Here is a 12,006-nt window from a genome sequence, read left to right as displayed (position 1 = left end):
TACCGTAAGGTAACGGCTAAAGGCAAGGAGCAATTCCAGATCGTACTCGATAAAACACCGTTCTACGCCGAAAGCGGCGGCCAGGTGGGTGACAAAGGCGAGCTGGTTTTCCCTAACGGCGAGATAACCGAGGTAACCGATACAAAAAAGGAGAACGGCCTAATCGTTCACTTTACGGATAAATTGCCATCGACACCTGAGGATGCCTTAACCGCTATTGTGGATGCCGAAAAACGCAATAGCACTAACAATAACCATAGCGCCACGCATTTGCTGCATGCTGCCATGAAGCAGGTATTGGGTGCCCACGTCAATCAAAAAGGTTCGCTGGTAAATGCCGACTACCTGCGTTTTGATTTCTCGCACTTTGCAAAAGTAACCGAAGAAGAACTTGCGCAGATAGAATCAATCGTCAATGGAAAGATCCGCGAAAATATATTTCTGCAGGAAGAGCGCAACGTGCCTTACCAGCAGGCAATTGCCAGCGGCGTAACCGCTTTGTTTGGCGAAAAGTACGGCGATAATGTCCGCGTTATCACATTCGACGCCGCGTTCAGCAAGGAGCTTTGCGGTGGTACACACGTAAAGGCAACCGGGCAAATTGGTTACTTTAAGATAATTGCAGAAAGTGCCGTTGCCGCGGGTGTTCGCCGTATAGAAGCGGTAACCGGTATTGCTGCGGAGAACTATATTATCGAGCAAACCAAACTAGTGCAGCAGCTAAAAGAGCTGTTAAAAAATCCAAAGGATATTGCCAAAAGCATCGAGACCTTACTGGAAGAAAACAACCGGTTGAAAAAGGAGATCGAGAGATCGGTACTGGAAAAATCATCAGGACTGAAAGACGAGCTGGCTAAAAAGGTTGACAAAATAAACGGAATCAATTTCATCGCCCAGAGGGTATCCCTGCCTAACGCCGATGCGGTAAAAAACCTGGCTTATCAGCTTAAAGATATCGTATCTGATTTGTTCCTGGTATTGGCTGCCGATATTAACGGCAAACCGAATATTACCGTAATGATTGCCGAGAACCTGGTAAAGGATAAAGGCCTGCATGCCGGCAATATTATTAAAGAACTGGCCAAAGAGGTAAAAGGTGGGGGCGGCGGTCAGCCGTTTTACGCGACCGCCGGCGGCAGCGATATAAACGGTATTGATAATGCATTGGCAAAAGCCAGGACGTTCATCGGGTAGTCTAAATATTACCCAGGGTCATTTCGAACGAGCGACATTTCGTTCTGTTCCCGTTCGAATCGCATGTGTTGTTAATTAAATAATATCTGCATAAAATATAATTAACATTATATTTGACAGGTTTGATCAAGGCTGAGCATCAGCTGAATATACAGTATGACAGTTCTAAATAGCAGCGTGAGTGATAAATATGAGTTAGTTGTTGGGTTAGAGGTGCACGCGCAATTATCTACTTTAAGTAAAGCTTTCTCAGCAGATTCGGCAGCATTTGGCGCTAGTCCTAATCATAACGTCAGTCCGGTTTCCCTTGGCCATCCCGGAACCTTGCCACGCATTAATAAGCGCATGGTTGAGTATGCCGTTAAAATGGGTTTAGCCTGCCATTGCAGCATCAATCTTACTAACACCTTCGCCCGTAAAAATTATTTTTATGCTGATCTGCCTAAAGGTTTTCAAACCACGCAGGATCAGCAGCCTGTGTGTTTAGGCGGATACGTAACCGTTAAACTGAGCGACGGTTCTTCAAAAAATATTGCCATGCATCATATTCATATGGAAGATGATGCCGGCAAAAGCACGCATGACCAGCACGATGAATTTTCACTGATAGACCTGAACAGGGCAGGGGTGCCACTGATCGAGATCGTATCAGAACCCGATCTGCGCAGCGCCGAAGAGGCAGGACAATTTTTAACCGAAATAAGGCGTACGCTACGTTACCTGGATATTTGCGATGGCAATATGGAAGAAGGAAGTATGCGTTGCGATGCCAATATTTCTGTCCGGTTAAAAGGCGCGACCGAATACGGAAACCGTTGCGAAGTAAAAAATCTGAATTCTATCCGTAATGTACAGCGGGCTATCGAGCATGAGTTTGCCCGGCAGGTAGCGATTATAGAAGAGGGTGGTCATATAGATCAAAATACGCTGAATTTTAACGCTGATACCGGCGAAACATCGGTACTGCGTTCAAAAGAAATGGCTAACGATTACCGCTACTTCCCCGAGCCTGACCTATTGCCGGTGCGTATTACCGAAGCAGAACTCGACAGCATCCGTAAAAATATGCCGGCGCTTCCGCATGAGCTGTTTGCCAGGTATACCGGTCAGCTTGGCCTGTCCGACTACGACGCAGGAGTTATTACCGCTGATAAAGATTTCGCCAATTATTTTGAGGCACTGATAGGCCAAACCAATAATTATAAATCTGCCGCTAACTGGCTGATGGGGTCGGTTAAATCGTATCTGAATGACCATAATACTAATATTGCCGATTTGAGCCTTACGCCACAACAGCTGGCAGGGTTAATAAAGCTGATAGATGAGGGTAAAATAAATAACTCCGTAGCTGCTCAAAAATTATTTCCGGAGATGCTGAAAGGAACTGGTAAAAGTGCCGACCAACTGGCTAAAGAAATGAACCTGTTGATCAATCAGGATACATCAGAAGTGGATGGGTTTATCCGTGCGGCATTAGCTAAGTTTCCTGACAAGGTAGTTGAATACCAAAAGGGTAAAAAGGGCGTTTTAGGCTTGTTTATGGGCGAGGTAATGAAACTTTCTAAAGGGAAAATAGACGCGCAAAAAACAAACCAGTTATTGATAAGGGAATTAGAAGCTAAATAGTATAATGAAAATCCGTCTGAACATTTGCCTGGCGTTATTGGCGTCGGTAGTTTTATTCTCCTGTAAAAGCAAAGATGACTTTACCATAAAAGGTACAGTTAGCAATCCCGGTAATTCAAAAAAGGTTTATCTTTTAGTGGCCGATACTACACAGGTAAGCATTATTGATTCTACCGACCTGAACGGCAGCAACCAGTTTGAATTTAAACATCCCGCACCTTATGCAAATTTATACAAGTTGCGTATTGGCGGCAGCATATTTGACTTTGTTGCAAAGAACGGCGACGACCTGCAATTTGAAACCGACATAGCCGACCTGGCGCATCCATATAAAATCTCCGGATCAGATGCATCTGAAAAGATCAAAGAATTTAATAAGATCAGTAATTTTTACGGTGATAAAAACAGCAAACTTTCTGACGAGTATACCGCCAAATCTGAAGCGCTTGGTAAAGAATCTGATTCGCTGATCAAGGTTTATATGCCGCAGTTTCAAAAAAACATTAGTGACTATAGTACAGAGGTTTTGAAGTTTGTAAAGAATAACAAAAAATCGCTGGCAGGCTTTTATGCGGCTACCTCCCTAGATCAGTTTAAGTACGAAAAAGAATTGGTAGCCTACGCGAACGAGATCAAAGATGAGTTTAAAGATAACCCGGGTGTACAGCGCTTTATTAAACAAATGGAAGCAGCCAAACCGCTATCCGTTGGGCATAAGGCTCCTGAATTTGCTATGCAAAGCATTGACGGCAAACAAATTAAACTTGCGGACTATAAAGGCAAATACGTAATGCTTGATTTTTGGGCATCATGGTGCGTTCCCTGCAGGCAGGAAAACCCTAATGTGGTTAAGCAATACAATAAGTTCAAATCAAAGGGCTTTAACATTCTGGGAATATCGTTAGATACAGAGAAGAAAGATTGGGCAGGCGCGGTAAGGGCTGATGGCTTAAGCTGGACACATGCATCTGAATTACAGCGGTTTGATGGCGCAACAGAGCGTCTCTACCGTATTGAAGCCATCCCCTCAAATTACATCATCGACCCGCAGGGGGTTATCGTCGCTAAGAATGTTACCGGCTCTGATCTTGAAGCTTTCTTAAACAAAACGTTCAATAAGGTTCAATAAATAGTTAACATACTGTAAAAATTAACAATTTGTTAATGTACCTTTAACTGTTAGCTATCATTAAGATTATACTTTTATGCAAAAATTAACCTTACATGAGCACTGGTAAACAGAAGATATTGATTGTTGACGACGAACCTGATATTTTAGAGTTGATTGAATACAACTTAAAAAAAGAGGGTTACCAGGTATATTCTGCCCGTAACGGGCAAGAGGCGGTGGCCGAAGCAAAACGGACACAGCCAGACCTTATTGTGTTAGATATTATGATGCCTAAAATGGATGGCATCGAGGCTTGCCGCATCATGCGTACCATGCCAGAGTTCAAAAATACGTTTATGGTATTTTTAACCGCCCGCAGCGAAGAGTACTCTGAAATTGCCGGCTTTAATGTTGGCGCTGATGACTACATCGCAAAACCTATTAAGCCACGTGCGTTGGTTAGCCGCATTAACGCTATCCTTCGTCGTAATTCATCACCAGAAGAAGTTATTGATAACAAACTGGAAATTGGCGACCTGGTGATTGACCGCGAAGCTTACCTTGTTTACAAAGATGGCGTAAAGGTTGTACTGGCAAAAAAAGAGTTTGAATTACTTTACTTACTGGCATCCAAACCGGGCAAAGTTTATACCCGTGAGGTGATCCTGAAAAGTATCTGGGAAGATTCTGTAGTGGTTACTAACCGTACTATTGATGTGCACGTACGTAAACTGCGCGAAAAATTAGGGGATGATTGTGTCGCCACCGTAAAAGGTGTCGGCTACAAGTTCGAAGCATAATAAAAACGGCCTCCAAATATTGGAGGCCGTTTTTGTTTAATGCCTTATATATTAAGCTTTTTTAGCGGCTGGTGTGTATTTTTTCGCAGCGGTTGCCGTCTTCTTAGTTGCTGGCTTAGGTGCAGTAGTTTTTTTAATCGATGCTACATCTGCCTTAGCTTTGTCACTTACCGCTTTTGCTTTGGTTGTAGCCTTTGCTTTAATACCTGTTACCGCTTTTTTTGCAGCCGTTGTTTCGGTTTGGGCTTTATGAGTAACTGCCTTCGCTTTGGTATCGGCTTTACCTTTAATATCGGCAGTTTCTTTTTTTGCTTTATCAGTAGTTTCCGTTGTTTTTTTGGCAGCCGAATCTTTAGCTGCTGCTGCTTTTTTCGTTACGGCGTTTTTTGCTGAACTTGCTTTTTTTGTTACTGAGGCCTTTTTGGTTGAAACTTTTTCTTTCAGATCATTGAATTTATTTTCAGCTTTATCTTTCAGGTCTTCGGTATTTTCTTTGGTGCCATCCCAAAATTCTTCAATAGATTCTTTGATCTTTTCAAAAAAGCCTTTCTCTACTGGTTGTGTGCTTTTGGTGCTCATAATGTTTTATTTAGGTAAATAGATTGATAGATAAGTGTTTAACGCGTGTCAATTTATTTTGTTTGGAACAGGCCGATGGACGGCTGGCTAGCGTTCCCGTCTTTTTATTTCATTTATTCTTAAAATTATAAAGCGTATTTTTGCAGGCTATGAAGTTTCCAAAGTTTGCCGACCTGATATTATTTGAAGATGATGATGTGATTGTGGTTAATAAACCGCCGTTCATCAGTTCGTTAGATGAGCGGGAGGGGGGCGAGGTAAATATGCTGCGCCTGGCTAAACAATATTCTGCCGATGCACAGATCTGCCACCGGCTGGACAAAGAAACCTCCGGCGCGCTGATAATAGCCAAAAACCCTGAAGCGTATCGCTCGGTATCCATGCAGTTTGAGCGACGTAAGGTAAAAAAGGTTTACCACGCAGTTATAGACGGGACACACGTATTTGATGAGCTTTTCATTGATCTTCCTATTCTTAACGTGGGCAAAAGCAGTGTAACGATAAGCCGGCAGGATGGTAAAAGGGCCGAAACCTGGTTTCAGTCGCTTAAATATTTTAAGCACTATACACTGGTAGAATGCCGGCCGGTAACGGGCAGGATGCACCAGATCCGTATTCACCTGGCTACCCAGCGCGCCTCTATCGCAGGTGACGACATGTACAAGGGCCAGCCGGTAATGTTATCGAAAATTAAACGTAAATATCATTTAGGTAAAGATCAGGAAGAACTGCCTATCATGAAACGGTTTGCCCTGCATGCCTATGAGGTTACTTTTAAACTGATGAATGGTGAGGATGTAACTGTTCATGCCCCATATCCTAAAGATTTTGAGACGTTACTGAAGCTGCTTGAAAAATTTGATTTGTAGCTCGCAAGACAGAACTGTCCTTATAAGCGTAGATATAAGCTATACAGAAGATCAGAAACATATTCGAAATCTTACCGAACTAATCTTTCTGGTAAACCAAGAAGTGTTGTATCGGCATAAACTCACCATCCTGCACCAACTGAAACCCATTGGCTTTCATTTCTTTATTTACCTGCGTTACACTCATTTTGTGTAGTTCTTTTATGGCTACTGCCGGGTCTTCAGCACGGTACTCTAATAACAACAGTTTACCGTTTGGTTTAAGTGCTTTACGAATGCCTTGCAGCATCTCATGCGGGTAATAAAGCTCATGATACACATCAACCATTATCGCCAGATCTACAGCAGCATCCGGCAGGTTTGGCGACTTATCAGACCCTTTAACAACCGATACGTTCAGCTGGTTTAACTTTTTGCTTCGGTCTTTTAAATAGGCGATAGCGTCATCCTGAATCTCTACCGCATAAACCCTTCCGTTTGGCACACGGCGGACAATTTTAAATGTGTAATAACCTGTGCCTGCACCTATATCTGCAACTACACTGTTCTTTTTTAATGGTAATTTAGAAATAGCCAGTGCGGTATTTTCTTCTTCTTGCCGGTTGTTACGTTCCAGCCAGTCGGCGCCTTCAAAGCTCATTACCTGTGCAATTTCGCGCCCATAATACATTTTGCCCTTGCCATCACGGCTTGCCGGCTTATATGTGTATGCAGAATCTGTTTTAGGTTTTTGCTGTGCAGGGCGATGGGTGCAAAGCAAGGGGAAGATCAACAAAAAGGATAACCGGAGATAAAGCATAATTGATAAACACCCTAACTACCGGATAGTTTAGCGATTATTTATCCTGGGTACTAGAGATTAATGAGGTTGGTTTCGCGGGCGATAATATCTGCTACGCTGGTTTCTGACAGGATTTTTAATGAAGCATCGCGCACTTCAATAAATACATCCCGGATTCCGCAGGTATGTTCCTGGTGGCACTCATCACAGCGGTGATAAAAGTTTAGACTGGCGCATGGCACCATGGCAATGGGCCCATCGGTTATGCGCATGATATTTACCAGGAAAATATCTTTGGGGTCCTTATTTAAACTGTAACCACCACCCGCACCTTTTTTGCTGTATAAAAAACCCGCATTACGCAGATCAAGCAGAATCTGCTCCAGGAACTTTTTAGGGATCTTTTCAAGCTCGGCTATTTTGGAAATTTGCATAGGCGGGTTGCCCATATTTTTACCCATCGCCACAAGGGCTTTAATAGCGTATTTTGTTTTTTTAGAGAGCATTTACTGATATAATTCACAAAAGTACGCAAACAAATTTGTTAAAGCATAATGTGAAAAAATTACCCGTTGTTAGTTTTGTCAGAATGGCCCAGGCTTTTATCGGGGCAAACCACATCTCTTATTAATTGCTTTAGCTCCTTAATTTCCGGGAACCGCCCCCGGTCTTTTCGGTCAAATATCACCTGGTCGTCAACCCGTATAGTGTACCTGCCTGCCGTTTCGCTTGGTTGCAGGGTTATGCCATAAACATCATCGGTAAAAGTGCTTAGCAATTCCTGCGCCATATAGGCGGCGCGCAACATCCAGTTACATTTTGGGCAGTACTCAATAATAACGGTAGGTTTCATGGCTATAAATGTAGCCCTTATTTGGAAATGAATTTATAAAGGTACGGGGCTTTATGCGCACCGCCGCTGTATTTTTTATTAAGGCGTTGTAATATGCCGATAGCCAGCATTTTACGCTGAAACGCGGGGCGCAGCAATGGTTTGCCTAAAATTGTTTCGTAGAGAGATTGCAGGTTGCCCATAGTGAATTCGGCAGGCAGCAGGTTAAATCCGATCAGCTGATCGTCCAGCCGGTTGCGCAAGGTTGTTAACGCCGTCCGGATAATTTGCGCATGATCCTGGATCAATGCCGGCAATTTGTCCAAATCATACCAGCCACAACTGTCAAACAGCTTGTCGGGTGTGGGTGTAACTTTAGTAAAATCTACCAGTGCATAATAGCCGATGCTGATAAAGCGCTTCAATAACCAGTGCTGTGGCTCAGGGTTGGCACCGTTAGCTTTCATGATCGCTTTAAAAGGTTCCGGATCAAAACGGGCAACGTCGCCAAATACGTGAAACTGCTCTAAAAATATATTTGTAAGGCCGGTGCGTTGGGTGGCAACGCGCATGGCAGCATCATCAAGGTTCTCATCCTGTTTAACAAAGCCGCCCGGCAGTACAACATAACCCGTTTTGCTATACTGCATCAGCAGTACTTTAAGTTGGTTATCGTGAAATCCGAAAATTACGGCATCAATGGCAAGGTTGTGAATAAAGCCTTCGCCGGCAGGGTCACTTTCATTATTTTTTTTACGCTGCATAGAATGATTTACGTGCGATAATTTGCTAATGCCAATAATACAAATTATTATTGTAACATAATGATACAATAAAGGTCTTTAACATCAAACTACATGAAAAAATTAGGTTTACTGCTACTTGCGCAAATGGCCTGCGCTTTAACCTTTGCTCAAATGCAAGTCAAAATTGCCAACGGAACCCTGGAAGGTACCAATGAGAAATCGGGTGTACATAGTTTCAAGGGCATTCCGTTTGCCCAGCCGCCAATAGGTGACCTGCGATGGAAAGAACCGCAACCTGTTAACGGGTGGACAGGCGTGCGCAAATGTGACTCGTTCGGGTACAATGCCATGCAGAAAAAAGTATTCGGCGATATGGGCTTTCGTTCGCCGGGAATGAGTGAAGATTGCCTTTATCTGAATGTTTGGGTACCCGCAAAGCCTGCTAAGGAAAAATTACCTGTGCTGGTTTATTTTTATGGCGGCGGTTTTGCAGCCGGCGATGGTTCGGAACGCCGTTATGATGGTGAAAGCATGGCTAAACGTGGTATTATTGCTTTAACGGTAAATTATCGCTTGGGCGTTTTTGGGTTTATGTCGCACCCGGAATTAACCAAGGAGTCGGCGCACCAGGCGTCTGGCAATTATGGTTTGCTTGATCAGGCCGCGGCACTGCGCTGGGTAAAGGAAAATATAGCTGCTTTTGGCGGTGATCCTAAACGGGTGACCATAGCAGGGGAGTCAGCGGGTTCCATAGCGGTATCTGCACAAATGGTGTCACCCTTATCAAAAGACCTGATAGCGGGTGCAATTGGTGAAAGTGGTGCTATGATCAATCCTACGCTGCCTGCTATACCTTTAGCTAACGGTGAGCAAAATGGCGTTAAATTCGGTGAGAAAATAGGTGCGACTACACTGGCTGCTTTGCGCGCTATCCCGGCAGATAAATTATTGGATGATGCCTCAAAACCAGGCACGCCGCCAATGTCACCAACTGTCGATGGTTACTTTTTGATCAAAAAACCTGAAGATTCATTCGCCGCAGGTGAGCAGGCCAAAGTGCCATTGCTTGCAGGATGGAATTCGGCCGAGATACCGTTTCAGGCTGTAATGTTCGGACTGCCTCCAACGCCTGAAAACTACATGAAACAGTTGCAGGTGTTTTACAAAGATAAAGCCGGCGAAGTAGCCAAACTTTATCCGGGCGCAACAGAAGCTGAGGTAATCAGATCGGCTACAGAGCTGGCCAGCGACCGCTTTATTGTTTACAGTACCTGGAAGTGGGCAGATGCCCATGCACAAACCAGTGGCAAGCCGGTTTACAGGTACGTATTCTCGAAAGTTAAACCACCAATGAGTGCTAAAATGGCCGGTTCAACACCAGGCCTGGCAGGTGGATTCAACAAAAATGATCCGGCTAAACCTGCGCCTAAACCACCACAGGGCTATGCAGGTGCGCCACATGCTTTTGAAATTGAATATGCAATGGGAAACCTGTCAACTAACGACGCTTACGCCTGGACGCCTGAAGACTATAAAGTATCTGAAACAATGGAGACCTACTTTGCTAATTTCATAAAAACCGGCAACCCCAACGGAGTAGGTGTGCCTAAGTGGTCGGCCAATACAAAGGGCAGCCCGGTATCATTTATTAATCTTGATGTTAAAACCGTTCTTGAAAAGGAAAGCGCACAATTAAAGGGAAGATATCAATTCCTTGATAAAGAATACATGAAATAATAAGCCGAAACAACCGTTCAAGCCGCCCTTATTAAAGGGCGGCTTTTTTGTTTAATGTACGTTAACCTTTTGCAGATCACTTCTTGGCGGGCCGGTAATTACCTTACCATCGGTATCAAACCTGCCGCCATGGCATGGGCAATCCCAGCTTTTTTCTGATGGGTTAAAGCAAACAATGCATTTAGCATGCGTGCAAACAGGGTTTAACGCTGTTACTTTTCCTTCGGCATCTTTATAAACGGCCAGCTGTTCGCCATCATATTTCACAATGGCACCTGTGCCTGCTGCAATTTCTTTAAAGGAGTCGATAGTGTCTGTCGAGAACCTGTCAGCAATAAAGCGGTAAGCTACATCCGCATTCTCTTTTACAAAATCCATAAAACCTGCAACCGGTTTTATCCTGCCTGTGCTAAACAGATCGGCATATGCGTTTTCCGAACCTACTATAGCATCACTTATAATTTTACCGGATATGGTGCCGAACATCATACCGTTGCCGTTATAACCGGTAGCTACGTACATGTTGGGATAGCCGCCGGGTAATAGGCCTATATAAGGTAGGCCATCTGCAGGAATGTAATATTGCGCAGACCATTTGTACTTAATTTCTTCGACCTCGTAATATTGACGGGCATAATTTTCTAAAATTTGGAAAGCCGCTTCCGGGTCGTCGTGCCCGGTTTTATGATCTTCTCCGCCAAGTACCATTATCTTTTTGCCGTTCACTACATGCGTGCGGAAATAGTGATACGGGTCTTTAGAATCATAGGTCAAACAATCCGGATAATCGGCGTCGTTTTTTAAGGTCAAGCCCAGCACATAGCTTCGGTAAGGGGCACATTCAAAATCAAAAATATTAATACCGGGAGGAAGGTGCGTAGCGTAAACCAGGTTCCTGGCTTTGATTTGTATACTATCACCAATTGCAGTATGTATATCGTCCTCAAATTTGCTGTCGCGAATAAATGTATTTTCTAAAATGACACCGCCGGCATCAGTAAATGCTTTTGCCAAACCAAACAGATATTTTATGGGATGGAACTGGCCCTGCTTTTTAAAAACGATAGCCTTTTTAAAAGGCACCTTGACGCCGTTGGTGTCGGCTATATCAACTTCAATACCTGCTTTTTGCGATGCAGCTAAAATATTATCCAGCGCTTTTACCTCGTCATCTGTCTCGGCGTACAAATAGCCGTCTTTGTACTCCAGGTCGCAATCAATTTCATATTGATTAACCAGGTTGGCAATCATCCCGAAAGATTCCTTACCGCAGTTGGCTAATAATTTAGCAGCTTCTGCACTAAAGTCGCTTTCCACATCCGCGTAGGTAGCATCAAAAAATGTATTTAGGTGTGCGCTTGTGCCGCCGGTAGTACCGTAGCCTAAAGTGTAAGCCTCGGCAATAACACACTGCCTGCCGTTTTTTTGCAGCAGCAACGCGGTGGTTAAACCGGTTATGCCACCACCCACAATAAGGGTATCGTAAACGGTAGCGTCATAAAACTTAATTGATGATGCGGCCAAATCAAAGGGGCCTTTCTGCCAGGCACTCATCGTTTTGCCGTCACGTTGTGTTTGTTTGCGGGTAGTAGTAATGTTATTTTCCATGGTGGTCAGGGTTTAAGAAAAAGGCCATCTCCATTTTTGTGGAGACGGCCTTGATACAGGCACCAATTGACAAACAAATGTGGTGCCACCCTTTACTATGGGTTAAAAAATTAATTTAATAAT

12 protein-coding genes are annotated in these 12,006 nt (G+C 43.8%); 6 read left to right on the top strand and 6 right to left on the bottom strand.

Going from position 1 to position 12,006, the window contains the following annotated elements; genetic code table 11:
- From ACE5CV_RS00950 to ACE5CV_RS00935, 4 genes are all read left to right on the top strand, one after another.
- Positions 1-1,194 (top strand): DHHA1 domain-containing protein (locus ACE5CV_RS00950; protein ID WP_374948274.1); only part of this gene is annotated, 1,194 nt, incomplete at its 5' end.
- Positions 1,195-1,350: 156 nt separating this feature from the next.
- Positions 1,351-2,820: an Asp-tRNA(Asn)/Glu-tRNA(Gln) amidotransferase subunit GatB gene (gatB, locus tag ACE5CV_RS00945; RefSeq protein WP_374948273.1), complete on the top strand. Its 1,470-nt coding sequence runs from the start codon at positions 1,351-1,353 to the stop codon at positions 2,818-2,820.
- A gap of 4 nt (positions 2,821-2,824) precedes the next feature.
- Complete coding sequence (locus ACE5CV_RS00940; RefSeq protein ID WP_374948272.1) at positions 2,825-3,949, top strand: redoxin domain-containing protein; 1,125 nt, start codon at positions 2,825-2,827, stop codon at positions 3,947-3,949.
- Between the two features lie 95 nt (positions 3,950-4,044).
- Complete coding sequence (locus ACE5CV_RS00935) at positions 4,045-4,731, top strand: response regulator transcription factor (protein WP_374948271.1); 687 nt, start codon at positions 4,045-4,047, stop codon at positions 4,729-4,731.
- 51 nt (positions 4,732-4,782) lie between these two features.
- Here the strand turns inward: ACE5CV_RS00935 and ACE5CV_RS00930 are convergent, their stop codons facing one another.
- Entirely contained in the window at positions 4,783-5,310 is a 528-nt protein-coding gene (locus tag ACE5CV_RS00930) for a hypothetical protein (RefSeq protein ID WP_374948270.1), read from the bottom strand.
- A 149-nt stretch (positions 5,311-5,459) separates the two neighbouring features.
- On the opposite strand from ACE5CV_RS00930, the gene ACE5CV_RS00925 reads away from it, so the two are divergent.
- On the top strand, positions 5,460-6,179 hold the full coding sequence (locus tag ACE5CV_RS00925; RefSeq protein ID WP_374948269.1) for an RluA family pseudouridine synthase: 720 nt from the start codon (positions 5,460-5,462) through the stop codon (positions 6,177-6,179).
- Positions 6,180-6,258: 79 nt separating this feature from the next.
- Here ACE5CV_RS00925 and ACE5CV_RS00920 read toward each other — a convergent pair whose 3' ends face one another.
- The 4 genes from ACE5CV_RS00920 to ACE5CV_RS00905 are packed head-to-tail and all read right to left on the bottom strand — an operon-like array spanning position 6,259 to position 8,556.
- Complete coding sequence (locus ACE5CV_RS00920; RefSeq protein ID WP_374948268.1) at positions 6,259-6,978, bottom strand: class I SAM-dependent methyltransferase; 720 nt, start codon at positions 6,976-6,978, stop codon at positions 6,259-6,261.
- 53 nt (positions 6,979-7,031) lie between these two features.
- A complete protein-coding gene (locus tag ACE5CV_RS00915) occupies positions 7,032-7,466 on the bottom strand; it encodes an RrF2 family transcriptional regulator (RefSeq protein WP_374948267.1) in 435 nt (144 codons plus the stop codon).
- 59 nt (positions 7,467-7,525) lie between these two features.
- On the bottom strand, positions 7,526-7,813 hold the full coding sequence (locus ACE5CV_RS00910) for a SelT/SelW/SelH family protein (protein WP_374948266.1): 288 nt from the start codon (positions 7,811-7,813) through the stop codon (positions 7,526-7,528).
- A gap of 17 nt (positions 7,814-7,830) precedes the next feature.
- Entirely contained in the window at positions 7,831-8,556 is a 726-nt protein-coding gene (locus tag ACE5CV_RS00905) for an NUDIX domain-containing protein (RefSeq protein ID WP_374948265.1), read from the bottom strand.
- A gap of 93 nt (positions 8,557-8,649) precedes the next feature.
- On the opposite strand from ACE5CV_RS00905, the gene ACE5CV_RS00900 reads away from it, so the two are divergent.
- Complete coding sequence (locus ACE5CV_RS00900) at positions 8,650-10,275, top strand: carboxylesterase/lipase family protein (protein ID WP_374948264.1); 1,626 nt, start codon at positions 8,650-8,652, stop codon at positions 10,273-10,275.
- Between the two features lie 51 nt (positions 10,276-10,326).
- Here ACE5CV_RS00900 and ACE5CV_RS00895 read toward each other — a convergent pair whose 3' ends face one another.
- On the bottom strand, positions 10,327-11,883 hold the full coding sequence (locus ACE5CV_RS00895; protein WP_374948263.1) for an FAD-dependent oxidoreductase: 1,557 nt from the start codon (positions 11,881-11,883) through the stop codon (positions 10,327-10,329).
- Between the last annotated feature and the right edge of the window lie 123 nt (positions 11,884-12,006).

This window comes from Mucilaginibacter sp. (genome assembly GCF_964263795.1).
Lineage (GTDB): Bacteria > Bacteroidota > Bacteroidia > Sphingobacteriales > Sphingobacteriaceae > Mucilaginibacter.
Note: the sequence above shows the minus strand (reverse complement) of the source record. Positions and strands in the feature narration are given on the sequence as shown.